Here is a 26,358-nt window from a genome sequence, read left to right on the forward strand (position 1 = left end):
GAACAAGGGGTCGTTCGGGACACCGGGCGGCCTCTTCGATTCGGATATCATTCGTCTATTCAGGAGCCTGCGGAGAGGAAGTGCTCGCTCCATTCCGATTCGGGAATGGCGTCGCCGAGCGCAAAAGCGAATTCGGACGGGGCTTGTGCCGTCGGCGCGACCACGCATCGGTAGCGCAGCCTGAGCCAGCGTTTCCCGGCTTTGACCGCCGCACCGTCGGCGACGATTTCCGCTGCGTGAAGCGCAAGATCCTGAAAGGCATAGGGCGCAACCAGTTCGGCGGAATTTTATCGGTCCGGCGCAATTGCTCCATCGCTTCGATATTGCACAGCTGAATCCGTTTGTCGTCGGGCTCAAGAGTGCGCAAAGCCTTGCGAGCCCTGATGTTGTCGGGGCGGGACAAGACGTCCGTGGCGTATAGATGCTGCGCCGCATGCAGAGAGTTGGAGGGGCGCAACCTCTCCTTGGAGGGCGCGATGTTCGGAATGGGCCGAGTGGAGCGATCGTCCGGCTCGGATACCTTCACCGGCGGCGGAGCTTTCATTCGCTCTTGCCCTCGGTTCGGGACGCCGAGCGTGATCTCGACCAGCGAGACCGAAATTTCCCGGGCGGGCGCAGGCGCTGGAGGCTGATGGACGCCAAAGAGCAACAAGCCGGCAACAGTCGCATGGCCGCAGACGGACAAGGTCAAGCTCAACGTGAAGCGACGACGCCCTATCATGGCGACGAATCTCGCCCATTCTCCGCCCTTCCGCTCCGGGGCGGTCGTCCCTCGCTGTCTGCAAACCTCGCTCCTATCCTGCCGCCGCGGCGGGCGGAGAATGGGCGAGATTCGGGCGATAAATGTGACCGATGCTCGCCTCCCTGCATCGTCGTCGAGGTTTCACCGGGTCCGGCGAAACCATTCCTGTCGCTGGACGGCCTTGAGAGCCTCGATGTCGAAGTCCGCGATCACCAGACCGGTTTCGGCTCCGCCCATCGCGATGATCCGCCCGAGCCCATCGACGGCGAAGGAATGGCCATCGTCTTTCGGCGCAGGATAATTGGCCACCGCGATGCCGGCGGCGGATTGGAAAGCCATGGCGCGCACGCCGGCCACTCTGACGTCGCCGACGGTCGGATCGTCGATCAGAGGGCTGCTGTTGGGTACGAGGATGATGTCGGCGCCCTGGCGGATCAGATCGGCTCCGACTTCGGGATATTCGCGATCCATGCAGATCATCACGCCGACAGTGATCTCGCCGACCGTCGTCTTCAGTCTCGCCACTGAAGATCGATCGCCCGGCGCGCAGGCCGTTTCGGGTACAGCGAAGAAGCAGATGCGCCGTTTGCGCTGATGCAGGACAATCTCGCCGTCAGCATCGATCAGCACGGCGGCGTTGAACGGGGCGGTTTCGCCCTGTTCCAGAAAAGTCGCGACGATCGACAGTCGACGCCTGCGGGCGACGTCTCGAAAACCTGCGATATAAGCGCCATCCAGCGGTTCCGCCCCGTCGAGCCAAGCCTTGCGGGAGGCTTGGCTGTCGGGTTCGAACCGGCTGTAGCCGTTCGAGAACATTTCCGGAAAAACGATGAGCTCGGCCTGCTGCGCGGCCGCTGCGGCGCAGACGACGTCTGCATCGGCGCCGGTCGTCACCTGAGCAAGCGCCACGCGAAATTGGATGCTCTTCAAGCGCATCTCCTCATGCGACCGAAGCCGATCGTTCACCGGGGCTTCGTCGCCCCGTCACATCGCCTTGAGCGTCCAGCCCACCATATCGGTGGTGACACGGGCGAAGGCGGCGTCCAGGGCCTTGATGAAGGCTTCGTTGCCGGAGCCGCCGAGAGGCGCGCTGGCGGTGAAGACGCGGCTGGCGCGCACCTCGCCGTTGCGGTCGTTGAGCAGCTTGGCGGACATTTCCACCTGGGCGCGGCTGCCGCCATAGGCCAGGATCTCGAAGGCGCGGATTTCAGTGATCACCTGATAGTCGATGGCGAGTCCCTGCCCCGGAATGCCGACGCCGCCGAGCCGGCCGGTGTTCTCGAAAGCCTGCACGAGACGCGCCTGCACGAGTTTCGGCAGACGGTCGCTCCAGCGCGACTTGGCGAGATACTGGATCTCCGACTGGCTGACGCGGATGACCACCTGCTCGGAGTCGAGCGCCTTGACCGCGGTCGGTTCGGGAACAAGGATCTGGCGCTGGGTCAGCCTTGGTCCTTCGACGCCGGACACAGCCGTCAATGAGAAGGTGTCGTCGGGAGTTCCGCCCAGGCAACCGCCCAGAGCCAGCAGGCATACGCCCATGAAAGATGCCCGCGCCAGTCGGATCACGCTACGCTCCCTTGTCATATTGGTCCGTTTCCACATCAATGCCGCGCCCGACCGTTGTAGGTCTTGACCTCGTCGCCGCCGAACAGCAGCCGCTGCGGGTCCTCATCCAGTTTGGTGATCGCCGAATCCAGGGTCTGCACCGTGCGGCGGGTATCGGAAATGAGCGCATCGATATTCTTGAGGCCGGAGCCCGAGAAGCGCGCCAGATTGTCGGCGATCGGACCGATCCGAGAATTCAGATTGTCGGCCACCTGCTTGAAGGACTTCAACGTCTCCCGCGCGTCGGCGAAGAGCGACGACGAATCCCCCGTGCCGAGGAAGCTGTCGGCCTTGGCGAGCAGGCCGTCGACGCGGGTCGAGGCCTTGTTGAGCTTCTCCGACATTTCGGAAATGTTCTTGATCGTCTTGTCGATATCGGGACGACGGTTCTCGATATCGGAGGCGACGCCGCGGAAGGTCTGAATCGCCTGTCGGGCGTCGGCGACGGCCGCTCGGATATCGGCCACCGAACTCTTGACGTCGGCGGGCTCCACAGCGGCCATCAGCTGGTCGACCTTGTCGAGCGTCTTCGACGCCTTTTCGCCGACGACCCGATAGGCTTCGGCGGTCTTGTTGAACGTCGCGACGGCCTGTCCGACTCCGCCCGAGGCATCGGCGAGATCTTTGCTGACCTTCTCGGCATTGGCGAGGATAGCGTCGATCTTCTTGGCGTCCACGGCCTTCAGGAGGCTTTCGACAGAAGCCAGCGTGGAATCGAGCCGGCCCGAGAGACCTTTGATCGTTCCCGACAGCGAGGTCACCGATTGCAGGAATTCGTCGATGCCCTTGGAATTGTTCTTCAGCGCCTGCGAGAACACCTCGACATTGGAGATCGTGCTGGTCAGCGGCTTGCGATTGTCGTTCACGAAGCCCTGCAGCTGGATCAGCGTCGTCTCGGTGCGGTTCATGATTTCGGATGCGGTGGCGACGATATTGGTCACGCCGGATTGTTCGGCGAGCAGGGTCGCCACTTCGCCGTCCTTCAGCGCCTTCTCGATCAGCAGTTCCTGTTTGGTGTCGCCGCCGGAAAGCTCGATATAGGCGGCCCCGGTCAGGCCCTGGATCTCGAGAACGGCCCGCGTCGACGGGTAGATCGGCGCATCGGAGCGCACTTCCGTCACGGCCAGCGAAAAGCGCGGGTCCTTGCGGTCGAAATCAAGCGCGCGCACCGTGCCCACCGGGATCCCGTTGAAGCGCACCGCCGAGCCGACGCTCAGCCCGTTGGCCGAACCGGGAATGCGCACCACCAGCCGCTCCATCTTGCCTTCGCGTCCATAGGCGGACATCCAGTAGACGAAGCCGAAGGCAAGCAGCAGCACCACCAGGGTGAACAAGCCGACGATTGCGTAATTTGCTTTCGTTTCCATGCCTCAAGCCGTTTCATTCGTAAAAAGGATTCAAAAAATCCCTAGGATTGCAGTTAAGTGACCAGTCCCGGAATTGTACGCGCGCGTTTGCCGCGGAAATAAGACTGGACCCAGGGATCGTCGCAACCGAGCATGTCCTGGATCGTCCCCTCCACCATTACACGCTTGTTGCCGAGCACGGCAATCCGATCGCAGACGGAAAACAGGCTGTCGAGGTCATGGGTCACCATGTACACCGTCAGCCCCAGCGTATCGCGCAGTTTGGCGATCAACTGGTCGAATTCCGCAGCCCCGATCGGATCGAGGCCCGAGGTCGGCTCGTCGAGAAACACCAGCGCAGGATCGAGCGCGAGCGCCCGTGCGAGCGCGGCGCGCTTGATCATGCCGCCAGACAATTCGGATGGATATTTGTCCAAAGCTTCCGGAGCCAGCCCCACCAATTCGATCTTCAAACGCGCGAGCTCGTCCATCAGTTGCTTGGGAAGATCGAGATATTCCCGCATCGGAAACTGGATGTTCTCCTTGACGGTCAGGGAGGAGAACAGCGCTCCATGCTGGAACAGCACGCCCAGGCGCATGTCGAGCTGAAAGCGCTCCTTGTCCGGCATCTGGCTGTAGTCGGCGCCGAGCAGACGGATCTCGCCGGCGCGCCGCGGGATCAATCGAAGGATGGTGCGCATCAGCACCGATTTTCCGGTGCCGGACGCGCCGACGAAGCCGAGGATCTCGCCGCGATAGACGTCGAGATCCAGCTGATCGAGCACGAGATGTTCGCCAAAGCCCACGGAAACGCCGCGCGCCGACAGGATGACCTCGCGGTCCTGTGTCGCGGTGACGTTGTTGCGGCGCGTGTTGGTGTCCATGTCCACCTCAGAAATCGATTGCTGCGTAGAACATGGCGAAGAGCCCGTCGACCAGGATCACCACGAAGATGGACTTCACCACCGAGGCCGTCACATGCTTGCCGAGCGATTCCGCGCTGCCGCCGACCTTGAGCCCTTCGATCGACGCCACCACGCCGATGATCACCGCCATGAACGGCGCTTTCAGCATGCCCGAGATAATCGTGGACAGGTCGATCGCCCCTTGCAGGCGAGCGAGGAAGACCTCGTAGGTGACCCCGGAATAGACATTGGCCACCAGCGCAGCGCCGAACAGCGCCGCGAAATTGGAGATCACCGTCAGAAGCGGCAGAGCGATGGTCAGCGCCAGGAGACGCGGAAACACCAGCACGCCAATGGGATTGAGCCCCATGACCTGCAGCGCGTCGATTTCCTCGCGCATCTTCATCGAGCCGATTTCCGCCGTGATCGCGCTGCCCGACCGGCCGGCGATCATGATCGCCGTCAACAGCACGCCGATTTCACGCAGTTGCAGAATGCCGACGAGATCGACGACGAAAACCTCGGCCCCGAAATAGCGAAGCTGGAATGCGCCCTGCTGGGCGATGATCGCGCCGATCAGGAACGACATCAGCGCAATGATCGGGGTCGCGTTGACGCCCATCTGTTCGAGCTGGTTGAAGACGGCGGCGGGCGACAGGCCGCTGCCGCGCCCGAGCTTGAGCTGCGCGCCGCGCACCGCAGCGCCGATGATCGACATGGCCCGCAGAAAATCGGCGACGAAACTGACGGTCAGCTTGCCGATCGGCTCGAACACCCGGTTGAAAAGCGGTTTTCTCGGATATGCGTCGAAACTCGGTTCCGGCAATTGTTCGGGAAGAGCGGCGATGAGTTCCTCGACGTCCTCTCCGGCGCCTGTGAGCTCGGATGAGATATTTCTGGATGCGAATGCGGAGATGGCGCGCTTGACGATCCACGCGCCGCCGGTATCCATCTGTGTCACGCCGGAGAGATCGAACGACACGCGGTCGGCGTCCTTCTCGGCGGCGCTGCGAAGGTCGCCTTCGACGACGGCGATCGTGCCGTTCACCCACGCGCCTTCGAGACGCAGCGTGAGCGCGCCGCCGCTTTGTTCGGCGTTCAGGACGGCCGCCTGGGCCGTGTCCTGATCCTGCATAGGGTCATCCTTCGATAGGACGGCCGTCATAGCCGCCTCGCACTGAATTTTCGTCGCCGGACGGCGAGTCACGTAAGGGCACTATTGACAATAGTTTACTCACAGGAGCAAGGCGCTGTTTGGATCAGCATGACGCGATTTAGGATTCTATCATGACGCGTGCCCTGGAAATCACATTCCAACGCTACCCCATCGCCGGCGAATTCCGCATTTCCCGCGGCGCCAAGACCGAAGCCGAGGTCATCGTCTGCAAGATCCGCGACGACGAGGCGGTCGGACGCGGCGAATGCGTGCCCTACCGTCGCTATGGTGAGACGATGGACAGCGTCGCCGCCGAAATCGCCGCAATCGGCGAGGCGGTGGCCGCTGGGATCGACCGTGAGGCTCTGCTGACGCGCATGAAGCCGGGCGCGGCGCGCAACGCGGTGGATTGCGCGCTTTGGGATCTGGAAGCCAAGCTCGGATGGGGGCGCGTCACCGACAGGATCGGCGTCGCGGCGCCTTCGGCCCTCGTCACGGCCTATACATTGTCGCTCGGCGACGCCGACGCCATGGGACGGCAGGCGGCTCGGTATGCGCATCGCAAGCTGCTGAAGATCAAGCTCGGGGCCGAGGGCGACGAGGCGCGCATCCGCGCCGTCCGCGCCGGCGCGCCCGACAGCGCGCTGATCCTGGACGCGAACGAAGGATGGACGGAAAAGACGCTGGCCGGGCTTCTGGCGGTATCGGCCGAATGCAAAGTGAGCCTGATCGAACAGCCCCTGCCCGCCGGCCGCGACGGCTTGCTCGCGACCATCGATCGCCGCGTGCCCGTCTGCGCCGACGAGAGCGTGCATGCGACCGAGGATCTCGCGGCTCTCCGCGACCGCTACGACGCCGTCAACATCAAGCTCGACAAGACCGGCGGACTGACCGAGGCGCTGGCGATGAAGCGCGAGGCCGCACGGCTGGGTTTCAAGATCATGGTCGGCTGCATGGTGGGCTCGTCGCTGGCCATGGCGCCGGCGACGCTGCTGGCCCAGGGCGTCGATTTCGTCGATCTCGACGGTCCCTTGCTGCTGGCGCGCGATTGCGAGCCGGGTCTCGTCTATGAGGGCTCGACCGTGACGCCGCCCGCGCCCGCGCTCTGGGGCTGAATGACCCGGGCGGCGAGCACCATCGCAAAGCCGAGACCCGCGGCGATGGACATGGCGTAGAAGCCGTGCACGCCCCAGGCGTTGTAGAGAAAGCCGGACACCCAGGTGCCTAGCGCCATGAACAGCGCGATCATGGTGGTGTAATAGCCCTGCGCCGAAGCTTCGCGACTTTCATCGACATTGGCGATCAGGAAGCGCTGGATGCCGATATGGGCGGTGGCGAAGGTGAAGGCATGGGCGCATTGCAGGCCGAGATGTCCCCAGAAGCCGAGATGCATCGGAAAAATGATCCAGCGCAGCACCGCGACGCCGCAGCCGAACAGGATGAGCCCCCAGAGCGAAATGCGCGACAGAAAACGGGCGGACAGCCAGAACATCAGGATTTCCGCCACCACGCCCGCAGCCCAGAACAGGCTGATCGCGCCGCCCGAATAGCCCTGCTTCGCCCAATAGATCGAGGCGAAGGTAAAGAGCATGGCGTGGCTGCCTTGCGACAGCGCCGCGCCGGCGACCACGAGAATGAAATAAGGCTTCATGAAGGGGGACGGCCCGACCGTCTGCGCCACATCGCCCGCCGCGCTCGCGCGAAAACCTGTGCGGCCGAGCCGCGGCGCCGTCAGGGCCGTCACGATGGTGAGCACGAAGAAGGCGGCCATCGCCGGCGCCACCATGCCGCCGCCGGCGATGGCGAACAGCCAGCCGCCGATCAGATTGGTGAGAATGAAAGCCGCAGAGCCCCATAGCCGGATGAAGCCGTAATCAAAGCCCCAGCGCCGCACGCCGGTGACCAGAATAGCCTCGGCGACCGGCACATAGGGCGCATAGACAATGCCTTGCAGACCATAGATGATCAGCACCGCCCAGAACGACTGGCTGAAGCAGAGCGCCAGCGCCGTGACCAGCGACACGACCGACGACCAGATGAGCACATGGACGCGATCGAGCGCGCGGTCCGCGGCCCAAGACCCCAAGGGCGTGCCGATCATGCGCAGCAGATACGGCATCGCCAGGATGACGCCGATCTCGGCGTCGCTCATGCCGAGATAATCGAGAAAGACCGGGAAATAGGGAAGACCGATGCCGTTGACCATCAGCGGCGCGCAGAACAGCAGCGCCACGCGTAAGGCGAACAGGGGCGGCGCGCCGGCGCGTTGGCCGACGGACAGGGTTTGATGCATGATGGTTGTCCCTAAAGCCGGCCATCGGGGATGACGGCCTCCTCCGGCGTCCCGGCAAAGCGAGAAACGGCCGGGACATCCATCGGCTATCACTCGCGCCGCTGCTTCGCCATGGCAAACTCCCGCGCCCGGCGAATTCGTCATACTGATTGCAAAGCCGCAACACTCCGCATGCTTTACGGTTTAAACCGGCAAATTTGCGGTGACCATCTTACCGATAGTTGCTATCTGATTTTCTAGAGGAATCGTGATTTTGGGTGCGATTTATAAGATTTTATAGTCAAACGCGCGATCCTAGATCACATATATCCGCATTTTTCGGATTTTTCTGGACATTTGGCTCAAATTCGTCACGATTCAGGCCGATTTCTGAAAAATCCGCATATGCGGAATAGGAGCTCATATTCTACCCATGGTAGCCGCCGACCATGGTTTAGCCGATTTAGAGGCGGCAGGGGGAGTGACATGTCCAGCATCTATACCGGCCCGGTGTTCGAAATGGCCCGCAACCAGTTTCGCAGCGTCGCCGACTATCTCGAAATTCCCGAGGGCCGCCGCGACCGACTGCTCTATCCCAAGCGCGCCATCACCATTTCCTGCCCGATCCATATGGACAATGGCGAAGTCGCCGTGTTCCAGGGCTATCGCGTCCAGCATCACCTGACGCTGGGGCCCACCAAGGGCGGCACGCGTTTCGCGCCCAGCGTCGATATCGGCGAAGTCTCGGCGCTGGCGATCTGGATGAGCTGGAAATGCGCGCTTGCCGGCCTGCCCTATGGCGGCGCCAAGGGCGGTGTCACGGTCGACGCCTATTCGCTCTCCAAGCACGAGCTCGAAAGCCTGTCGCGCCGCTACATGCAGGAAATGATCCCCTTCGTCGGCCCGCATATCGACGTCATGGCCCCGGACATGGGCACGAATGAGCAGGTCATGGCCTGGTTCATGGACACCTATTCGATGTATCAGGGCAAGACGGTCAACGAGATCGTCACCGGCAAGCCCGTCTCCTCCGGCGGCACCGAAGGTCGGCGCGAAGCCACCGGCCTCGGCGTCGCCCATCTGATCGGCCGTTCCATGGAGCGGCTGAAGATGACGCCGTCGGACTCCACCGCCATCATCCAGGGCTTCGGTAATGTCGGCTCCTACGCCGCGATCGAACTGGCGCGCCAGGGCGTGAAGATCATCGGCGTCTCCGACCACACCGCATGTTATCTCGACCGAAACGGTCTCGACGTCGACGCGCTGATCGCGCACACGGCCGAACATGGCTCGCTCAAGGGCTTCTCCACCGAAGCCGCCTTCGATCCCGATCAACTGCTCGTCCAGCCCTGCGACATCCTCGTACCGGCGGCCATCGAACGGGTGATCGACGCCGAAGTTGCCGGAAAGCTCAATTGCCGCATCCTCGCCGAAGCCGCCAACGGGCCGACGACACCGGAGGCAGACGCCGTGCTCGACCAGCGCCGCGACGAGATTTTCGTCATCCCCGACATTCTCTGCAATTCCGGCGGCGTCATCGTCAGCTATTTCGAATGGGTGCAGGATCTGCAGCAGCTGTTCTGGAAGCGACACGAAGTGCTGGACCGCCTGCGCGGCTTGCTCGACGACGCCTTCCAGCGGGTGATCGATCGCGTCGAGAAGGACAAGATCTCCCACCGCGTCGCGGCCATGGCGATCGGCGTCGACAAGGTGGCCCAGGCCAAGCAGACGCGCGGGCTGTTTCCCTGAGCGATTGCGCAATTGGAAAAACTGGGCCGCGAGGGACATCCATCGCGGCCTTTCTTTTTGCTGACGCCAGCAAAGCGGCCAGATGCGGATCAATGAAATGACGACGCCCATCGGATCGCCATTGTCGTCCACGGCAAGGCTGCATCAGCACTGGCAGCGCCGAGACGTCTCTATGGCATGATGCGCAACGCGGCCGGCGAGCCGGCCGACGTCAATGCCCGGACGCCGGATACAGCAGGTCCACGATGAACCGGGCGTCGAAGCGCGATTCCAGCATGCCATAGGTCGAGCGCCAGCCGCCGGTCAGACGACTTTCGAGGAAAGCGTCGGCGATGCGGCCGGCGCCGAGACGCACGAGTTCGGCCGATCCGGCAGCGAGCGCCAGTTGTTCGACCAGGAATCGGGCGGAGCCCTCGTCGCGCTCGGTCAGCGCCAGCGCCGCCCTGAGAACGTCAACGGTCTTCGCGCCGGCGGAGCCGAGATCGCGCGCCAGACCTGCGAACAGCAATTCGAACTGGTCACGCTGCTTGGAGGCGACGCGGATGACGTCGAGCGCCATGACATTGCCGGAACCTTCCCAGATCGCATTGACCGGCGCCTCGCGATAATGCCGGGCGATCGGGCGCTCCTCGACATAGCCGCTGCCGCCCAGGCATTCCATGGCTTCGTAGACCAGCCCCGGCGCGATCTTGCAGACCCAATATTTGATGACGGGCGTCATGATCCGCTGATAGGCCTGTTCCTCGGGGCTTTCGGCGGCTCGGTCGAAGGCCTGGGCGAGGCGGAAGACCAGCGCCGTGGCGGCGGCGACATCGAGCGCCATGTCGGCGACGACCCGCGTCATGATCGGCTGGTCGATGAGAGTCTTGCCAAACACCGAGCGGCCGCGGATGTGATGGACGACTTCGGCGAGCGAAGCCCGCATCAAGCCGGCCGATGCCACGGCACAATCGAGCCGGGTCAGCGTAACCATATCGAGAATGGTGCGGATGCCCTGGTCGGGCGCGCCGAGCAGAAAGCCGTAGGTGTTGGAGAATTCAACCTCGCTCGAGGCATTGGAGCGGTTGCCGACCTTGTCCTTCAACCGCTGGAAACGCAGCCCGTTGCGTGCGCCGTCCTCAAGCAGGCGCGGAACGAGGAAACAGCCCATGCCCTCGCGCGTCTGCGCCAGCATCACGAAGGCGTCGCTCATCGGCGCCGACATGAACCATTTGTGGCCGGAGAGCCGGTAGACATTGTCGCCCACGGGTTCGGCGACGCTGCGGTTGGCGCGCACATCCGTACCGCCCTGCTTTTCCGTCATGCCCATGCCGATGGTGAGGCCGGCTTTCTCATGCGCGGGCTTGTTGGCGGAATCGTAGCGGCGCGAGGCGATCTTGCCGAACCAGTTGCGCAGCGCGGTGTCGTTGGCCTTGATCGCGGCGACAGAGGCCGAGGTCATGGTCAGCGGGCAGAGATGGCCGCATTCGAGCTGGGCGGTCAGGAAGAAGCGCACGGCGCGGGCCCGGTGGGCGGCGCCCTGTTCATCCGGCTTGTTTTCCCAGATCGACGAGGTGAGCCCGTTCGACACCGACCGGCGCATCAGCGCATGCCATGCGGGATGGAAGTCGACGACGTCGAGCCGTTCGCCGCGCGGGCCGTGAGTCCTGAGCTGCGGAACACCCTCATTGGCCATCCGCGCCAGTTCCTGCGCCTCATGCGAGGTGACATAGCGGCCGATCAGATCGAATTCGTCGCGCACCATCCGCGGCAGCTGCGAGGAGATATCCACCAGAAGCGGGTCGGAGCGATAGGCGTTGACGCCGCTCCAGGGCTGCGGCTGGTTGAGTTCTTCGGGCGTCAGGTCGAGATCGGGGGTGCTCATAAGGGCCATTTACGCGGATTCGCCCGCATTGCCATGGGCATGAGCCCCGCACATGGTGAATCCCTGTTGAAAACGGGAATAGAGCCCAACCTTACGGAGATAAGCCGGGCTTTTCAAGCATTGGATGAAAGGAGATCTCAAGCGGCGGGCGCAGCCTTCTTCGCTTCGATCTGATCGAGACAATCCACCACCGCGTCGAAGGTGAGCATGGTCGAGGCGTGACGGGCCTTGTAATCCTTCACCGGCTTCAGATAGCGCATGTCTTCGAAGCGGCCTTCCGGCCCCTCGCCGCCGTCCTTCAGCATCGCCAGCATATCGCGGCGCGCGGCGCGGATTTCCTCAGTGCTCGCGCCCACCACATGCCGGGCCATGATCGAGGACGAGGCCTGGCCGAGCGCGCAGGCTTTGACGACATGAGAGAAAGCGCTCAAATGGTCGCCGTCCATCTTGACGAACACCTTGACCTTGGAGCCGCAGAGCTTGGAATGCGCTTGGGCGACGGCGTCGGCGTCGGCCAGTTCCCCGGTTGCGGGGATATTGCCGGCGAATTCGAGAATTTTCGCGTTGTAGATGTCGTCCATCGCTCTATCGCAACATTTTCGTTTGCTGACCTGAACCGGGGATGATTTTCCACCGTAATACCGAAAAAGACAACAGTCCCCTTTGCGGCATTGGTTCGCTTACTATATGTTATGTCGCGATGGGGTGACAGAATTTCAAGGAAATCTGTTACCTGTTGTCTGGGAAACCGTGCGGAGGAATTCATTGCGTGGCAATGGAGTCCGATGCCCCGGAGCCCGCCAACGGTGCCCATGCCTGCAGAGTCAGGAATATGGCCAGAGGCGAGTAGTCCGTTCCGATTACCGAGGTTCCAAAAGGGATCAAGAGGCCATACATGGACGCGATCGTGAAGAAATTTTCGCGCGACGAGGAATTTTCGCGTAAACCCACCAAGCAGGAAGCCGAGGACGCCGTTCGCACGCTGCTGCGCTTCATCGGCGAAGACCCCGAGCGCGAAGGCCTGCTCGACACGCCGTCGCGCGTGGTCAAGGCCTATGGCGAACTGTTCGCCGGCTACAATGCCGACGCCGACGAGGTGCTCGGCCGCACCTTCGAGGAAGTGGCGGGCTATGACGACATGGTCATGGTGCGCGACATACCCTTCTTTTCGCATTGCGAACATCACATGGTGCCGATCATCGGCAAGGCGCATGTCGCCTACCTGCCGGAAGGGCGCGTGCTGGGGCTTTCCAAGATCGCGCGCGTCGTGGACATCTACGCCAAGCGGCTGCAGACGCAGGAGTCGATGACGGCGCAGGTCGCGCATGCCATCAACGACACGCTGCGCCCGCGCGGCGTCGCGGTCCTGCTCGAAGCAGATCATATGTGCATGGCCATGCGCGGGGTGAACAAGCTCGGCGCGTCGACCATGACGACCACCTTCACCGGCGAATTCAAGACCGATCCGCGCGAACAGGCGCGGTTCATGTCGATGGTTCGCGGCTTCAAATAAGCAGGACAGCATGACGATCGCTTTCGATCCGCCGCCGGCCGACAAGGCCTCGCTCGAAGAAGGCGTGTCCTTTACGCCGAAATTCGACCAGAATGGTCTGATCACTGCGATCGTCACCGATCATCGCAACAATGCCCTCCTGATGGTCGGGCACATGAATGCCGAAGCGCTGGCGCTGACGCTGGAAACCGGCGTCGTGCATTATTTCAGCCGATCGCGCGGCAAACTCTGGAAAAAAGGCGAGACGTCGGGAAATCTCCAGCATGTGGTGGAGATCCTGACCGATTGCGATCAGGACGCGCTGCAGGTTAAGGTCAAGGTCGGCGGCCATGACGCCACCTGCCACACGGGCCGCCGCTCCTGTTTCTATCGCGCCGTGACCCTGAAGGGCGGCGCGCCGGTGCTCGACACCGTCGACGATCACAGGCATTTCGAGCCGGATAGCGTCTATCAACGCTGAAACCTGTCCGATCGCCATGCGTTTGCCCGCTTGTTGGGCAGATCTGTTTGCGCTTCGCCAATTATTAACCGGGCCGCGCAACACTATCTGCATAAAACAAAGCTACTGCGCCGGAGGGGCGCCGCATGATGAACTGGAGTTTCTTCCGCTCGGCCGATGCGGCCACGACGCTCGAACCCGCCGGAGGCGGGTCGTCTCCTGCCCCCATCATCAAGAAGCCCAAAATCGCGCTGGCGCTCGGCGGCGGCGCCGCCCGGGGTTGGGCACATATCGGTGTCCTCCGGGCGCTCGACGAGGCCGGCGTAGAAGTGGGCATGATCGCCGGCACCTCGATCGGCGCGCTGGTCGGCGGCTGCTATTTGGCCGGCAAGCTGGACGAACTGGAAAATTTCGCCCGATCGCTGACCATGCGGCGAATGGCGGCGTTGCTCGATCTCACCATCGGCGGCGGCGGACTGTTTGCCGGCATGCGGCTGACCAAGCGCATGCAGGAGCATCTGGAAGGCATGGCGATCGAGGATCTCGGCCGCCCCTTCGTCGCGGTCGCCACCGAGATCCGCACCGGCCACGAGGTCTGGATCGATTCGGGCTCGCTGATCACCGCCATCCGCGCCTCCTACGCCCTGCCCGGCATTTTCGAGCCGATCAGATGCAACAATCGGGTGCTCGTCGATGGCGCGCTGGTCAATCCCGTGCCGGTCACGGTCTGCCGCGCCTATGAGCAGCCGCTGGTGGTGGCCGTCAATCTCCACTACGACCTTTACGGACGGTCCGCCGTGGTCAAGCACTCCGCTAGCCGCCAGTCGCTGGAAACACAGTTCGAGCGCGACGGCGACCGTGACCGTCGCGCCAATCTCGGCCTGACCGGCGTCATGGTCGAAGCCTTCAACATCATCCAGGATCGTATTTCGCGCGCGCGCCTCGCCGGCGACCCGCCGGATCTCGCGCTGCAACCGCGACTCTCCGATATCGGCCTCTCCGAATTCCACCGCGCGTCCGAACTCATCGAACGCGGCTACAATGAAGGCCGCGCCCGCATCGCGGAAATCCAGCGCATGCAGGAAGCCATCAAGATTTACGGATGACGCAGGGGCTGCGCCGCCGATGCGCGGCGCGCCCCCGCTCGAAGAAATCAGCTGGCGATATAGGCTTTCATCTCTTCGGCCTCGCGCTCGATCTGGCGGATATGCGCCTTCACGACATCGCCGATCGAAATGATGCCGGCCAGCCGTCCCTGATGTTCGACTGGAATATGGCGGGCGCGCCGGGCGCTCATCATCGCCATCAACTCGCCGACGGAGGTGTCCTCCGAACAGCGATGGACATTCTTCCACATGATCAGGAGCACCGGCTTGTCGAGCGCCTCCGCCCCGTGGCTGGCGATCGCCGCGACGATGTCGCGCTCGGCGACGATGCCGACGATGTGTTCATGCTGATCGACGATGATGACGGCGCCGACATGGTGTTCGCTCAACAACCGGGCGGCTTCGCGAACCGTGGCCTGCGGGCTGGTGGTCAGGACGGCGCGTCCCTTCTGATCGAGTATGGCCTTCACGCGCATGCTGTTCTCCTCCTTGCATGGCAGATGCAGGGGATGGCGCGGGCCGCACGGAGGCAGCATTCACGCCATCCGCTAACGACGAGAGTGTGCGCGCCTTACAGACGGAATGCAAGGGTTCAGACCTGGGCGCTCCGCGGCCTCCCAAAATCGAACAGGCCGAAACCCAAAAAACCGAACAGGAGGCCGCCGACATGCGCCTGCCAGGCGATGTTGTAGGCATCGCCTTCCGGCAAGCCGATTCCGAACACCACCAGACCGTTCGACAGCGCCCAGGCCGCGATGAACACCGCAACGGACTTCTGTCGAAGCGCCTCGATGACGCCCAGCCGCGGCGCCATGCGTGCAAAACCGCTGTGGCGTCCCCGCCGGATCGGCAGCGCGAAACGGCAGGCGGCGCCGGTGACGGCGGAGGCGACGCCAGACGCGCCGATCAGATAGGCGTCGGCGAAGCCGATCGACGCGCCATAAACGAAGGCGCTGACAGCGGCGGAAGCGATCCAGAAACCGATGAACCGCACCGTTCCCCAGCGCTCCGCCAGCGGGCTGGCGAAAGCGGCCAGCCAGAAACTGTTGACTGCGAAATGCAGCCAGTCGGCATGCAGGAGCGACGAGGCGACCGGGCCGGTCAACCAGCCGAAATCCTGTTCCGAAATGGGAAAGGTGTAACGGGCGGGGATGAAGGCGAAATGGTAAAGAAGCCAGTCGTCCGCCGCCTCGCCGAGGACATAGACCCGCAAAGCGTGAGTGGCGGCCATCACGGCGATGACGCCCCAGACCACGGTCGGCATGCGGATGGCCGGCTCGCGTCGCGGCGGCGTCGGCTGCGGTGTCGTCGTGTCTGACAAAGCGCTCTCCTGTCGGCAAGATCCTGTTTTCGGACAAAAAAACCGCCCGGCGTAGAACGCGGGCGGCGCGATCATGATTGGAGGTCTGATCGAGTGGTGTGCCGAAGGTCAAGCCTTCCTGTTGCCCTAGAAATCCCACGCGGCTTGCGTTTTTGCAACCTAAACCGGGGATTAACGTTAACGGAGGGCAATTCCGGGCGGCGTTGGTATTGGCACGGAAATCGCTGCCATATCTCTGTCGGGGCGAAAAACGCGCCGATTTCGCCGAAATGAACCATGGAATGCCCCAATGCGGCACAACGCCACCAGACTTCTTCTAGATTATTTTAACCGCATCCGCGGCAAGGAGGACGCTCCGCTCCGGCGCGACGTCAATCCTTCCGAAATACCACGCCTGCTTCCGGATATTTTCATGCTGGAAGCGGTCGACAACAGATGGTTTCGCTTTCGCCTTGCCGGCACGCGTTTGTGCGCCGCTTTGGGACAGGAAGCGCGCGGCGAGGAATTCGGCATGGTCTGGACGCTCGACGACCGCCGGCGCATGACGCTCGCCGCCCAATCCGTGCTGGCCAACAGGCTGCCGCTGATCGTCGAGGCCCGCGACGCCCATAGCGGCGAAGCGGTCGAGCTGTCGCTCATGCCGCTGCGCTCGAGCGAGGCGGAATGCGACCGGTTGATCGGCGTCTTCTCCCGCACCGATCCCGACCGGCCGTTGCGGCTGGGCATGGAGCTCGCCGTCGAGCGGATGCGTTTCGTCACAGCCGACCAGCCGCAGCCGCCGGAGCCGGAAATACGCCCCGCCCCCGAAACAGTCATACGGGCCCGCGGCTTAGCGCTCCGCGTATTGGACGGCGGCAAGGCGGGCTGAGCCGCCTTTACTGGGCCACCATCAGGAAATCCGCGGCCACGATCGAAAAGGCGGTCAGACCGAGCAAGATGTAAGTGGTCCAGCGGATGAAAGGCGATTTCATGGTCTCTCCTCGAGCGTGGGAATCGTCTTTTGAAATCGGGATCGGCGCGCCTGATTTCAAGTGGAGCCGTTACGTCTTGCCTCTGTCCCGGATCCCGGGGCCAGGAGCCGCAGGGCGTTGATGGTGACCAGCACCGTCGCCCCGGTGTCGGCGAGGATCGCCGGCCACAGCCCTGTGACGCCGACCACCGTCGTGACGAGGAAGAACGCCTTCAAGCCGAGCGCTATGGCGATGTTCTGTGCAATGTTGCGCATGGTGCGCTTGGACAGAAGGATCATCTCGGCGATATCGCCGACACGACCGTGCAGCACCGCCGCATCGGCCGTTTCGAGCGCGACGTCGGTTCCTCCGCCCATGGCGATGCCGATATCGGCGGCGGCCAGCGCCGGCGCGTCGTTGATGCCGTCGCCGACCTTGCCGACGACCAGCCCCTCGGCCTTCAGCCTGTTGACGATCGCCTGCTTGTCTTCCGGCAGCAATTCGGCCCTGACGTCATCCATGCCGAGCTGCGCGCCGATGGCCTGCGCGGTGCGGCTGTTGTCGCCGGTCAGCATCACCGTCCTGACGCCGAGGTCGCCGAGCGCCGTGAGGCCCACGCGCGCATCGGGACGCGGCTCGTCGCGCATCGCCAGCGCGCCGATGGCGTCCGAGCCGGCCACGAGCACCGAAACTGTTTTCCCCTCATCATTCAGCGCCCGGACGCGGCTTTCGAGCTCGGGAGATAGCACGGCGAGTTCACGCGCCGCCTGGGGCGAGCCGAGGAAGACGATCTCACCCGAAACGACGGCGCTCACGCCCTTGCCGCCGATTGCCCTGGCGTCCGAGGCCAAGGGCGTCGCGACGCCCGCTTGTTTCGCGGCGGTCAGGATCGCCAGCGCCAGCGGATGGCTGGAGACCGTCTCCAGCGCCGCCGCAAAGCCGAGAACCTCGTTTTGGCTGCGGCCGAGCGCGACGACATCGGTCACCACGGGCCTGCCTTCGGTCAGCGTGCCAGTCTTGTCGAATGCAATGGCAGTCAGTTTGCCCAAGCCCTCGAGCACCGCGCCGCCCTTAATCAGCAAGCCGCGCCGCGCCCCGGCCGACAGCGAGGCGGCGATCGCCGCCGGCGTCGAGATGACCAGCGCGCAGGGGCAGCCGATCAGCAGCACGGCCAGTCCCTTGTAGATCCATTCCGACCAGGATGCGCCCGACACGAGCGGCGGCGCCACCGCCACCAGCGCGCCGACGGCGAGAACGCCGGGCGTGTAATAGCGGGAAAAACGGTCGATGAACCGCTCGGTCGGGCTTTTTGACTCCTGAGCCTCCTCGACCAGCCGCACCACCCGCGCGATCGTATTGTCGGCGGCGGCCGCCGTGACGCGGATCCTGAGCACCGCCTCGCCATTGATCGTGCCGGCGAACACGGCGTCGCCCACCGCCTTGCGCACCGGCACGCTCTCGCCCGTCACCGGAGCCTCATCGACCGAGCCCTCGCCTCCGACGACCGCGCCATCGGCCGGAATGCGATCGCCTGGGCGCACCAGGATGATCGCGCCGATCGCCAGCCTGTCGGCCGGGGCCTCACGCATTTTGCCGTCCTCGTAGAGCAGCGCCGTTTTCGGGATCAGCGCCGTCAGAGACTGGATGCCGGCGCGGGCCCGGCCGGCGGCGACTCCTTCCAGCAATTCACCCACCAGGAAAAGAAACACCACCGCCGCCGCTTCTTCGCTGGCGTCGATCAGCACGGCCCCGACAGCGGCGATGGTCATCAGCGTTTCTATGGTGAAGGGAATGCCGGCCCGCGCCGCGGCAAAGGCGCGACGGGCGATCGGAACGAGCCCGACCAGCATGGCCAGAGCGAAAACATAAGCGTCTATGGGCGGTAGCAGATGGCCGATCACGAAGGCGGCGATCAGCGCGACGCCGCTGGCCAGCGTCAGCCGCGCCTTGCCGGACTTCCACCACGGGCCGTCGGAGGGGCCGTGGTCATGCCCATGCAATCCGAGCTCCCCGCCGGCCCTGTCGCGCTGGCTCGACCCGTGGTCATGCCCATGATGGTCATGCCCCGCGTGATCGCAGCCATGAAGATCGTGGCCGGCGTGACCGGAGCAAGCATGACCATGGGCATGGCCGTGACCCTGCTCGCCGTGACCGCTTTGTGGATGGCCGGCGCCGTCGCGCGGGCTCAGGCCATAGCCGAGCTTGCGGACAGCGTTTTCCACCGATGCGCGCGCGCCGTCGCCCGCGACCTCGACCGTCAACGCCCCCGCCGTCGCCGAGACGGAGACGTCGCGCACGCCCGGCAGCTTGCGGACGGCCGTGTCGATCTTGGACGCGCAACTCGCACAGTCCATGCCATCGACCCGATAGCGCATTTTGCCCGATTCCTTGGCCATGATGTCGGCTCCTCTCTTCGATTCCCGAGGGTTACATCCTCTAGCCGCTGGAGGAGCAAGAGATTTTTTGCCACCGGCCCTAAATCCGAGCGGCCCGATCACGGGGCTTGAAACTGCGCTTTCCGATCGCCATGCTCTAGAGACTAGAGGAAACAACCATGCGCGCCATGTCCATCAAGGACGCCGCCCGCGAGAGCGGCGTGAAAATCCCCACCATCCGCTATTACGAGGAGATCGGGCTCCTGCCCGCGCCCGGTCGCGACGGCTCCAATCGCCGCGTCTTCGCAGACGCCGATCTGCAACGCCTCGCCTTCATCCGGCACGCGCGCGAACTCGGTTTCGAGGTCGACGCCATCCGCACCCTGCTGGACCTGCAAGACCGCCCCGACCAGCCCTGCAGCGCCGCCGACGCCATCGCCCAGGCCCGCCTCGCCGACGTCAACCAGCGCATCCGCAGCCTGCTCGCGCTGAAGGCCGAACTCGAAGCGATGGTCGAAGGCTGCCGCCACGGCCACGTCTCCGAATGCAGGGTGATTGAAACGCTGGCGGACCATGGGCGCTGCGTGCATGAGCAGCATGGAGCGCGCAAATCCGGTCGCCTGTAGTAGCGGTCGTCGACGCCCGATCTCGACTGGCGCAATGGTCGATCCTGCATTGGATCACCCCGTCACCCCGGGCTGTCCCGCCCATCAAGGGGCTCGGCCTTGGTCGTAGTGACGCGAAGAACTCAGAACTACAGAAGTGTCAAGACACCATTATTGGGTCTATTCGCCTCGATATCCATCGAATATTTATATATTCACGTAAAAACTTCGTTTCTCGGAAAATATCCGAAACACATCTCGTTTGTAAATAAAACTATATGGAAGAGATGATTTTTACCCTTCGTCGTGAGACATATTTATAGTGCGTCGCGCCAACTGAGGGTGTCCATTCATCTTCGGTTCATTCGAGACCGATAAGTAGATCTCATCCAGCTTTTCTGGAGTCGGACCCGTCGATAGGACGGACGAATGGGACGCAGTCCCGGGAGGGTAAAATCGTGAAAGTCATTCCAGCAACAGTCTTAGCCGCAACGATGATTGCATTGTTTTCGTCCGCCGCCATGGCGCAGACCAAGGGCGATTGGATCCTTGGAAACTACAAGGGCGGCGGTTATTGGTATCCCGGCGTGATCGCCTCGGTGAAAGGCTCCAAGGTCACGATTCAATACGACGACGGCGACCGCGAGACGCTTCCGGTCAGCGAGACCAAGCCCTACAACTGGTCGATAGGCAAAAAGGTCGAATGCAACTACCAGGGCCAGGGCAAATGGTATCGCGGCACCATCGCCTCGCTCGCCGGCGCGAAAATCGGCATCGCCTATGACGACGGCGACCAGGAGACCACGAGAACCGGACGCTGCCGCTCTCGCTGAGCGGACGACCGCCAAAAGCGAAAGCCCGCCGATCAGCGCGGGCTTTCGCTCACCGACCCTAGCGATTGCCGCGCCGCGCCAGTTGCCCGCGGACAGCTTCCGCAAGACGCCAACTTAAGTCTCACCGGTGGGGAAGTATTGCTGCTCTTTAAGATGAAATGGTGGGCGATGAGAGACTCGAACTCCCGACATCTTCGGTGTAAACGAAGCGCTCTACCAACTGAGCTAATCGCCCCCGCAAGGTGGTCGCGAAGGTGGTGAGAGCGATGGGATTCGAACCCATGACCTACTGATTAAAAGTCAGTTGCTCTACCGGCTGAGCTACGCTCTCCCAATCGCGAAACCGGCGAAGCGCCGTCCCCTGGAAGTGGGCGTGTCATAAGTAAAGCCGCCGGGCCGGTCAACCCGTTTGGCGAAGATTTTTTGAGAAGCGTACCGTCGTCAACAAATGGTGACTGGCGCGCGCAGAAAGGCTCGGCTAAACAGCGCGAATAAACGCGACCGATTTAGTCGGCCGATATCTTCTGGGCAAGGAGGCCGCCTTGGCTGGCGCCGATATTTCCTATCTGAGCGCGCTGATCGCCGGCGCCCTGTCCTTCCTGTCGCCTTGCGTGCTGCCGCTGGTTCCGCCCTATCTCTGCTATATGGCCGGCGTGTCGATCGAGGAATTCGCCAACCAGACCGACGCCGCCGGAGACCGTCGGCCGCGGCGCTCGGTGATGATCGCCTCCGTCTTCTTCACGCTGGGCTTTTCCACCGTCTTCATCGCGCTCGGCGCGAGCGCCAGCACCATCGGCATGGCGCTGCGCCAGCATATCGACATTCTCGCCCAGGTCGGCGGGCTGTTGATCATCCTGATGGGGTTGAATTTCCTCGGACTGGTGCGCATCCCCTTCTTCTCGCGCGAGGCGCGCTTCCAGTCGGGCGGGCGGCCGGCCACCTGGACCGGCGCCTATGTCATGGGCCTGGCTTTCGCCTTCGGCTGGACGCCCTGCATCGGCCCGATTCTCGGCGCCATTCTCGGCGTTGCGGCGGCGAGCGACACGGTCGGCCAAGGGGCGGCCCTGCTGTCGGTCTATTCGCTGGGGCTCGCTCTGCCCTTCTGGCTGGCGGCGGGTTTTTCCGGCGCGTTCCTCGCCTTCCTCACCCGCTTCCGCCGCCATCTCGGCCTGGTGGAGAAAGCGCTCGGCGCGCTTCTCGTGCTCACCGGCCTCGCCTTCATTTTCGGCTATATCGGCGACGTGGCGATCTGGTTCCAGCAGACCTTCCCGATCCTGTCGCGGATCGGCTGAGACAGGGCGTTCCGCATGGCCGAAATTTCCGCCCTCGTCATTCCGTTTTTCGGCCTCATCCTGCTCGGTTACATCTCGGGACGGGTGAGAAAACTCGATGCGGCGGCGCTGGGCTGGCTGAATTTCTTCATCGTCTACATCGCGCTCCCGGCGCTGTTCTTCAAGATCATCGGCCGGACGCCGATCGCCGATCTCACCCGCTTCGATTTCATCCTCACCAGCCTCGCCGCCACCTATACCGTGTTCCTGATCGCCTTTTTGTTTGCGCGCGGATTGCGCAAGAGCCCGGTGGGGGAATCGACCGTGCAGGCGCTCGCCGCCGCCTATGGCAATATCGGCTATCTCGGCCCCGGCCTGGCGCTGGCCGCCTTCGGCGAACAGGCGGCGTTGCCGCTGGCGCTGATCTTCGCCTTCGAGAATATGGCGCATTTCATCGCCGCGCCGGCGCTGATGGCCTTCGACGGGCAGGAGAAGCGCCCGGCCCTCGTGCTGGCCAAAGATGTCGGCCGCAAGATCGTCACGCACCCGTTCATCATCGCCACCGCCGCCGGCTTCGCCGCCGCCGCGACCGGCTTTTCCGCGCCGACAATGCTGCAGACGATGATCGACAATCTCGCGCTCGCCGCCGCGCCATGCGCGCTGTTCGCCATGGGCGTGACGCTGGCGCTCAGGCCGTTGAAACGCGTGCCGCAGGAGATCTATGCGCTGGCGCCCCTGAAGCTCGCCCTGCTGCCGGCGCTGATGTATCTGGCGATGAGCGCGACTGGCGATTACCCGGCGATCTGGGTGGAGACGGCGGTGCTGCTCGCCGCATTGCCGACCGCGACCAATGTCTTCGTCATCGCCCAACAATACGGGATCTGGCAGGAGCGCGCCTCGGCGGCGGTGCTGATCACCACGGTGATCTCGGTGCTGAGCGTATCGGCCGCGCTCTATCTGTTCAAGTCAGGCGCGCTGCCGCCCGACCTTTTCCCGTAGCAATTCCGGCAGGCGCTTGAAGGCGCGGCCCGGCGACACGCCCTCGTTCATCATGAACAGCCGCAGCGGCGGCAGGCTGGCGAGAAGATGGATGCCGGCCGCCCGCAGCATCTGCACCGGCAGGAAGTTCGACAAAAGCGAGCGGTTGAGCAGATCGACGCCCGCCGTGCGGCTGACGACGTCGAAGCGCCGCGCCCGGTCATAGGCCTCGCCGATCGAAAGCGGCCGGCCGGCGTCGCGCGCCTTGACCGCGAGATCGACGGCGTCGCGGATGTCGCGCAGCGAGAGATTCAGCCCCTGAGCGCCGATCGGCGGAAAAGCGTGCCCCGCCTCGCCCACCAGCACGACCGCGCGACTGCCGAACCGTTCGGCGGTCATGGCCGACAGCGGCCAGGCCTGAAGCCTGCCCTCGATGCGGATCTTGCCGAGCAGCGACTGCATCTTCTCCTCGATCCGCCGATTGAGCGCTTCTTCCGTCATGTCGAGCAAATCATTCGCCTGTTCGGGCCTGACGACCCAGACCAGGCTGGACCTGAGATCGCCGAGCGGCACGGCGGTGAAGGGCCCGGTCTCGGTGTGGAATTCGGTGGAGATGTTCTGATGCGGCAGATCATGGGAAAAGTTCACCACCAGCGCCGTCTGCGGATAGGAGGTGGTCTTGACGCCGATGCCGGCGGCATGCCGCGTCGGCGACTGCTTGCCGTCGGCGCCGACGGCGAGCTGCGCCTCGATCGTCTCGCCATCGGCCAGCGTGAGTCGCACGACGTCGCCCTGGAAATCGAAAGCCTCGACCACCGAGCCCATGCGGGTGATAGCAGGCATCGCCGCAATGCGTTCGGCGAGGACATCGAGGAAGGGCGCATTGGGAATATTGTAGCCGAAGGCGTCGAGCCCGATTTCGCTCGCGCGGAAGGAGGCGACGGGGGCGCGAAGCAGCCTGTTGGTGCCGTCGATGATACGCATGGTGGCGAGCGCCGCCGCATGCGGCCGGATACCGTCCCACAGGCCGAGCCGGTCGATGAAGCGGATGGAATCGTCCATCAGCGCCGTGGTTCTCCGGTCGCCGCCGCCTTGCGGCGCGATCATCGCCACGGTGAAGCCCTGCCCGGCAAAAGCGATCGCGGCGATCGATCCCGCCAGGCCGCCGCCGATGACGGCGATGTCGAATTGGCTCATCACGCTGTTCCTTATCCTGCGGTCTCGCACGGCTCGCGCCGCCTCCTCAAGGACATAGGGCTTCGCCATCCCGAAATCCATGGGCCGAATTGGCGCATGCGCGATCGCGGTCGAATTCCAGAGCGATCATCAGCTCCGGCGGGAGCTGCGCCGACAGCGCCAGTTCCAGTCCCGCTGGCTGCCGATATCCACATGCACCGACTGGGTATGGCAGTAGGTGCCGATGCCGCCGCGGCCGGGGATCGAGCGCAGGAAATCGGCGAGCTCCCATTTGGAGACGCCTTCCACCTGAATGTCGGCGGCCGCGCAAAGCGTGTGCAGCGAATGCCGCGCGCCGCCGGCGACGCGGTTGTGCCGGGGATCGCGGAAACCCGAGGTCACGACCACCGGCTTGTTGTAGCGCTTCTCGACCATTTTCAGCATGCTGACCAGCTGCGGGCGAAGACAGGACACCTGCACTTCGTCGGTCTGCGTCCACAATCCGTTCGGACCGAGACGCGCCATGCCCGAAAGCGAGGCGAGCTTCATCAGGCCCGCGGGCCGGTCGTCCTCGTCGCCCATATCGGGCGCGCGGCCGGTCGGCATCATGGCGTTGACGCCGGGCAGATCCGTCTCCGCCGCGCTTGCGGTGCGCATATTCGGAATGGACGCCGTGCTGATCTGGCGCGGCGATTCGCCAAAGCGCGAACGGTTGAAGGACGCCGTCTTGCGCTCCTTGTCGTCGTCGATCGACGAGCGGAAGAAGTCGGCGAGAGATTTCACCCGCCGGCTGCGCGGCGCGGGCTTGGCCGCCGGCTCGGCCTCGGTGTCGGCGAGCGCCGTCTGATAGGAGGGCATCGCCTGAGCCTGCTGGCTTTGCGCGGCCGCCGGATCGGCGCTGGCGAGTTCTTCCGGAATCGGCAAGCCGGCGAGCGCGAGATCCTGCGCCTCGCTGGCGAGATCGGCGTTCGGAAGCGGGATCGCGCCCATGTCGCGCGATTGCGCGGCCGCGCCGGCATAGATGCTGTTCTGGGCGGCGTTGACGCCGGCCGGCTGCCCGGTCTGCGGCCTTGCGGCGCCGGTGGCGAAGATACTGTTCTGCGCCGCAGCCACCATGGGCGCCGCGGGCTCACCGTTGCTTTCCTCGGCGCTCCAGGCGTCGGGCACCACGGAGGCGTCGCGGGCGCTCATCGACTGGATATCGGCATAGGCCTGGCTGGCGATCTTCGAGGCGTCGTCCGGGGTCGTCGCGACGACCTGACGGCCGGCCGAGGCGCGGGGCGCTTCATTGGTCTGGATCGAGGCGAGTTCCGCGCCGGGCGAAGCCATGCAGGAACTGATGCAGGCGACGGATGCGAGCAGAAGGGCGAGCCGGATGGATGGCCTCGGTACGAACGACATGATCCGGTTCAATCGCAACTATCCATCCCCGCCAGGCCTGTCCTCGTTGTCGCGCCAGAGTTAAAGCACTCCTCGCGCATTGTAAACTGCCGTCACATCCGCGTGATCGCGCAGCGAACCCGGTCAAAGGGCGCCGCGCCGATCTCGTTATGCCTCGCGAAACTTGCGCCAGAACAGCGTTCCGGCGCATTTGCTCCGCGAGCAGGCCCTGTGTGGATAGGCGGGCTTGGTGAAGAAAAAGTTACCAGGCGCCGGTATTGGGCATGGAGAGCCAGGGTTCGGACGGCGCGAGCGCCCCGCCCTTCTGCAGAATCTCGATCGAGATGCCGTCGGGCGAGCGGACGAAGGCCATGCGGCCGTCGCGCGGCGGACGGTTGATCACCACGCCCTTTTCCTGCAGCGAGGCACAGAGCGCGTAGATGTCGTCCACTTCATAGGCGAGGTGCCCGAAATTGCGGCCGCCGGTATAGTCTTCCGTATCCCAGTTATAAGTGAGCTCGAGCAGCGGCGCGGAGGCGGCCTTGCCGGCCTCGACATCCTCGGACGCCGCCAGGAAGACCAGCGTGTAGCGGCCGGCTTCATTGTCCATGCGGCGGACCTCCTTCAGGCCGAATTTGCCGCAATAGAAATCGAGCGAGGCGTCGAGATCTTTGACGCGAACCATGGTGTGGAGATAACGCATTGGAATTCCTCATAAGCGAACAACCGGCGCCAGTTCTGGCCAGAAAGCCAGCTTGAGGCAAGGCAT

General features: G+C 63.8%; 25 protein-coding genes and 2 tRNA genes. 10 read left to right on the forward strand and 17 right to left on the reverse strand.

The annotated features are described in order from the left end of the window. Positions 1-59: 59 nt before the first annotated feature. The 6 genes from OCK01_RS26495 to OCK01_RS01185 all read right to left on the reverse strand — a co-directional run bounded on the left by OCK01_RS26495 (position 60) and on the right by OCK01_RS01185 (position 5,736). The gene (locus tag OCK01_RS26495) at positions 60-275 is read right to left on the reverse strand and encodes a DUF930 domain-containing protein (RefSeq protein WP_412178971.1); all 216 of its coding nucleotides are present in this window, start codon (positions 273-275) and stop codon (positions 60-62) included. Between the two features lie 608 nt (positions 276-883). Further along, a complete protein-coding gene (locus OCK01_RS01165) occupies positions 884-1,672 on the reverse strand; it encodes a carbon-nitrogen hydrolase family protein (RefSeq protein WP_412178956.1) in 789 nt (262 codons plus the stop codon). Between the two features lie 54 nt (positions 1,673-1,726). Then, positions 1,727-2,284: an ABC-type transport auxiliary lipoprotein family protein gene (locus OCK01_RS01170; protein ID WP_263823139.1), complete on the reverse strand. Its 558-nt coding sequence runs from the start codon at positions 2,282-2,284 to the stop codon at positions 1,727-1,729. 62 nt (positions 2,285-2,346) lie between these two features. Next, positions 2,347-3,717: an MlaD family protein gene (locus OCK01_RS01175; RefSeq protein ID WP_263822337.1), complete on the reverse strand. Its 1,371-nt coding sequence runs from the start codon at positions 3,715-3,717 to the stop codon at positions 2,347-2,349. A gap of 53 nt (positions 3,718-3,770) precedes the next feature. After that, the gene (locus OCK01_RS01180; protein WP_263822338.1) at positions 3,771-4,580 is read right to left on the reverse strand and encodes an ABC transporter ATP-binding protein; all 810 of its coding nucleotides are present in this window, start codon (positions 4,578-4,580) and stop codon (positions 3,771-3,773) included. Positions 4,581-4,587: 7 nt separating this feature from the next. After that, positions 4,588-5,736 (reverse strand): ABC transporter permease, encoded by a 1,149-nt coding sequence (locus OCK01_RS01185; RefSeq protein WP_263822339.1) that lies wholly within the window; start codon positions 5,734-5,736, stop codon positions 4,588-4,590. Between the two features lie 152 nt (positions 5,737-5,888). Here OCK01_RS01185 and dgcA point away from each other — a divergent pair, with 152 nt between their 5' ends. Next, positions 5,889-6,872, forward strand: coding sequence for an N-acetyl-D-Glu racemase DgcA (gene dgcA / locus OCK01_RS01190; RefSeq protein WP_263822340.1), 984 nt, complete (start codon positions 5,889-5,891; stop codon positions 6,870-6,872). Here the strand turns inward: dgcA and OCK01_RS01195 are convergent. Beyond that, a complete protein-coding gene (locus tag OCK01_RS01195; RefSeq protein WP_263822341.1) occupies positions 6,824-8,050 on the reverse strand; it encodes an MFS transporter in 1,227 nt (408 codons plus the stop codon). The two genes, dgcA and OCK01_RS01195, sit on opposite strands and share 49 nt — an antisense overlap. Before the next feature lie 465 nt (positions 8,051-8,515). On the opposite strand from OCK01_RS01195, the gene OCK01_RS01200 reads away from it, so the two are divergent. Beyond that, positions 8,516-9,778, forward strand: a complete 1,263-nt coding sequence (locus tag OCK01_RS01200) for a Glu/Leu/Phe/Val family dehydrogenase (RefSeq protein ID WP_263822342.1) — start codon at positions 8,516-8,518, stop codon at positions 9,776-9,778. 211 nt (positions 9,779-9,989) lie between these two features. Here OCK01_RS01200 and OCK01_RS01205 read toward each other — a convergent pair whose 3' ends face one another. Beyond that, complete coding sequence (locus tag OCK01_RS01205; protein WP_263823140.1) at positions 9,990-11,642, reverse strand: acyl-CoA dehydrogenase family protein; 1,653 nt, start codon at positions 11,640-11,642, stop codon at positions 9,990-9,992. A gap of 137 nt (positions 11,643-11,779) precedes the next feature. Next, entirely contained in the window at positions 11,780-12,223 is a 444-nt protein-coding gene (locus tag OCK01_RS01210) for an iron-sulfur cluster assembly scaffold protein (RefSeq protein ID WP_263822343.1), read from the reverse strand. A 314-nt stretch (positions 12,224-12,537) separates the two neighbouring features. Here OCK01_RS01210 and folE point away from each other — a divergent pair, with 314 nt between their 5' ends. The 3 genes from folE (at position 12,538) to OCK01_RS01225 (ending at position 14,700) form a co-directional block, all read left to right on the forward strand. After that, positions 12,538-13,155, forward strand: a complete 618-nt coding sequence (folE, locus tag OCK01_RS01215) for a GTP cyclohydrolase I FolE (protein ID WP_182826163.1) — start codon at positions 12,538-12,540, stop codon at positions 13,153-13,155. Between the two features lie 10 nt (positions 13,156-13,165). Beyond that, positions 13,166-13,615, forward strand: coding sequence for a phosphoribosyl-AMP cyclohydrolase (hisI, locus tag OCK01_RS01220; protein WP_263822344.1), 450 nt, complete (start codon positions 13,166-13,168; stop codon positions 13,613-13,615). Between the two features lie 125 nt (positions 13,616-13,740). Then, positions 13,741-14,700 (forward strand): patatin-like phospholipase family protein, encoded by a 960-nt coding sequence (locus OCK01_RS01225; RefSeq protein ID WP_263822345.1) that lies wholly within the window; start codon positions 13,741-13,743, stop codon positions 14,698-14,700. Between the two features lie 47 nt (positions 14,701-14,747). Here the strand turns inward: OCK01_RS01225 and OCK01_RS01230 are convergent, their stop codons facing one another. Together OCK01_RS01230 and OCK01_RS01235 are read right to left on the reverse strand one after the other, a co-directional pair. Beyond that, positions 14,748-15,176 carry a CBS domain-containing protein gene (locus OCK01_RS01230; protein WP_182826158.1) on the reverse strand — a complete coding sequence of 143 codons (429 nt, stop codon included), beginning with the start codon at positions 15,174-15,176 and terminating at the stop codon, positions 14,748-14,750. A gap of 116 nt (positions 15,177-15,292) precedes the next feature. Then, on the reverse strand, positions 15,293-16,021 hold the full coding sequence (locus OCK01_RS01235; RefSeq protein ID WP_263822346.1) for a rhomboid family intramembrane serine protease: 729 nt from the start codon (positions 16,019-16,021) through the stop codon (positions 15,293-15,295). 289 nt (positions 16,022-16,310) lie between these two features. Here OCK01_RS01235 and OCK01_RS01240 point away from each other — a divergent pair, with 289 nt between their 5' ends. Beyond that, positions 16,311-16,889, forward strand: a complete 579-nt coding sequence (locus OCK01_RS01240; RefSeq protein ID WP_263822347.1) for a PAS domain-containing protein — start codon at positions 16,311-16,313, stop codon at positions 16,887-16,889. A gap of 159 nt (positions 16,890-17,048) precedes the next feature. On the opposite strand, the gene OCK01_RS01245 is transcribed toward OCK01_RS01240, so the two are convergent. Beyond that, entirely contained in the window at positions 17,049-19,367 is a 2,319-nt protein-coding gene (locus OCK01_RS01245; protein WP_263822348.1) for a heavy metal translocating P-type ATPase, read from the reverse strand. Positions 19,368-19,525: 158 nt separating this feature from the next. Between OCK01_RS01245 and OCK01_RS01250 the strand changes: the two genes are divergently transcribed. Together OCK01_RS01250 and OCK01_RS01255 are read left to right on the forward strand one after the other, a co-directional pair. After that, positions 19,526-19,972, forward strand: coding sequence for a MerR family transcriptional regulator (locus OCK01_RS01250; RefSeq protein ID WP_263822349.1), 447 nt, complete (start codon positions 19,526-19,528; stop codon positions 19,970-19,972). 437 nt (positions 19,973-20,409) lie between these two features. Beyond that, positions 20,410-20,784 carry a tudor domain-containing protein gene (locus OCK01_RS01255; protein ID WP_263822350.1) on the forward strand — a complete coding sequence of 125 codons (375 nt, stop codon included), beginning with the start codon at positions 20,410-20,412 and terminating at the stop codon, positions 20,782-20,784. A gap of 159 nt (positions 20,785-20,943) precedes the next feature. On the opposite strand, the gene OCK01_RS01260 is transcribed toward OCK01_RS01255, so the two are convergent. Both OCK01_RS01260 and OCK01_RS01265 read right to left on the reverse strand, forming a co-directional pair. Then, positions 20,944-21,019, reverse strand: a tRNA-Val gene (locus OCK01_RS01260). Between the two features lie 20 nt (positions 21,020-21,039). Then, positions 21,040-21,115 (reverse strand) — tRNA-Lys (locus OCK01_RS01265). Between the two features lie 211 nt (positions 21,116-21,326). Here OCK01_RS01265 and OCK01_RS01270 point away from each other — a divergent pair. Continuing rightward, on the forward strand, positions 21,327-22,076 hold the full coding sequence (locus OCK01_RS01270; protein ID WP_182826148.1) for a cytochrome c biogenesis CcdA family protein: 750 nt from the start codon (positions 21,327-21,329) through the stop codon (positions 22,074-22,076). Positions 22,077-22,091: 15 nt separating this feature from the next. Continuing rightward, entirely contained in the window at positions 22,092-23,054 is a 963-nt protein-coding gene (locus tag OCK01_RS01275) for an AEC family transporter (RefSeq protein WP_263822351.1), read from the forward strand. On the opposite strand, the gene OCK01_RS01280 is transcribed toward OCK01_RS01275, so the two are convergent. From OCK01_RS01280 to gloA, 3 genes are all read right to left on the reverse strand, one after another. Further along, on the reverse strand, positions 23,022-24,230 hold the full coding sequence (locus OCK01_RS01280) for a UbiH/UbiF family hydroxylase (protein ID WP_263822352.1): 1,209 nt from the start codon (positions 24,228-24,230) through the stop codon (positions 23,022-23,024). The two genes, OCK01_RS01275 and OCK01_RS01280, sit on opposite strands and share 33 nt — an antisense overlap. 129 nt (positions 24,231-24,359) lie before the next feature. After that, entirely contained in the window at positions 24,360-25,610 is a 1,251-nt protein-coding gene (locus tag OCK01_RS01285) for a D-Ala-D-Ala carboxypeptidase family metallohydrolase (protein WP_263822353.1), read from the reverse strand. Between the two features lie 241 nt (positions 25,611-25,851). Continuing rightward, on the reverse strand, positions 25,852-26,292 hold the full coding sequence (gloA, locus tag OCK01_RS01290; protein WP_263822354.1) for a lactoylglutathione lyase: 441 nt from the start codon (positions 26,290-26,292) through the stop codon (positions 25,852-25,854). Positions 26,293-26,358: the final 66 nt, after the last annotated feature.

The organism is Rhizobium sp. TRM95796, assembly GCF_025779995.1.
GTDB lineage: Bacteria > Pseudomonadota > Alphaproteobacteria > Rhizobiales > Rhizobiaceae > Rhizobium_E.

Bases quoted from the DNA above. Each gene is read 5' to 3' on its own strand.
- OCK01_RS01195 (WP_263822341.1), bottom strand. From the start codon at position 8,050: ATGCATCAAACCCTGTCCGTCGGCCAACGCGCCGGCGCGCCGCCCCTG.
- folE (WP_182826163.1), top strand. From the start codon at position 12,538: ATGGACGCGATCGTGAAGAAATTTTCGCGCGACGAGGAATTTTCGCGT.
- OCK01_RS01225 (WP_263822345.1), top strand. From the start codon at position 13,741: ATGATGAACTGGAGTTTCTTCCGCTCGGCCGATGCGGCCACGACGCTC.
- dgcA (WP_263822340.1), top strand. From the start codon at position 5,889: ATGACGCGTGCCCTGGAAATCACATTCCAACGCTACCCCATCGCCGGC.
- OCK01_RS01205 (WP_263823140.1), bottom strand. From the start codon at position 11,642: ATGAGCACCCCCGATCTCGACCTGACGCCCGAAGAACTCAACCAGCCG.
- OCK01_RS01185 (WP_263822339.1), bottom strand. From the start codon at position 5,736: ATGCAGGATCAGGACACGGCCCAGGCGGCCGTCCTGAACGCCGAACAA.
- OCK01_RS01250 (WP_263822349.1), top strand. From the start codon at position 19,526: ATGCGCGCCATGTCCATCAAGGACGCCGCCCGCGAGAGCGGCGTGAAA.
- OCK01_RS01275 (WP_263822351.1), top strand. From the start codon at position 22,092: ATGGCCGAAATTTCCGCCCTCGTCATTCCGTTTTTCGGCCTCATCCTG.
- OCK01_RS01180 (WP_263822338.1), bottom strand. From the start codon at position 4,580: ATGGACACCAACACGCGCCGCAACAACGTCACCGCGACACAGGACCGC.
- OCK01_RS01240 (WP_263822347.1), top strand. From the start codon at position 16,311: ATGCGGCACAACGCCACCAGACTTCTTCTAGATTATTTTAACCGCATC.
- OCK01_RS01210 (WP_263822343.1), bottom strand. From the start codon at position 12,223: ATGGACGACATCTACAACGCGAAAATTCTCGAATTCGCCGGCAATATC.
- OCK01_RS01230 (WP_182826158.1), bottom strand. From the start codon at position 15,176: ATGCGCGTGAAGGCCATACTCGATCAGAAGGGACGCGCCGTCCTGACC.
- OCK01_RS01285 (WP_263822353.1), bottom strand. From the start codon at position 25,610: ATGTCGTTCGTACCGAGGCCATCCATCCGGCTCGCCCTTCTGCTCGCA.
- OCK01_RS01200 (WP_263822342.1), top strand. From the start codon at position 8,516: ATGTCCAGCATCTATACCGGCCCGGTGTTCGAAATGGCCCGCAACCAG.
- OCK01_RS01280 (WP_263822352.1), bottom strand. From the start codon at position 24,230: ATGAGCCAATTCGACATCGCCGTCATCGGCGGCGGCCTGGCGGGATCG.
- OCK01_RS01245 (WP_263822348.1), bottom strand. From the start codon at position 19,367: ATGGCCAAGGAATCGGGCAAAATGCGCTATCGGGTCGATGGCATGGAC.
- hisI (WP_263822344.1), top strand. From the start codon at position 13,166: ATGACGATCGCTTTCGATCCGCCGCCGGCCGACAAGGCCTCGCTCGAA.
- OCK01_RS01170 (WP_263823139.1), bottom strand. From the start codon at position 2,284: ATGGGCGTATGCCTGCTGGCTCTGGGCGGTTGCCTGGGCGGAACTCCC.
- gloA (WP_263822354.1), bottom strand. From the start codon at position 26,292: ATGCGTTATCTCCACACCATGGTTCGCGTCAAAGATCTCGACGCCTCG.
- OCK01_RS01175 (WP_263822337.1), bottom strand. From the start codon at position 3,717: ATGGAAACGAAAGCAAATTACGCAATCGTCGGCTTGTTCACCCTGGTG.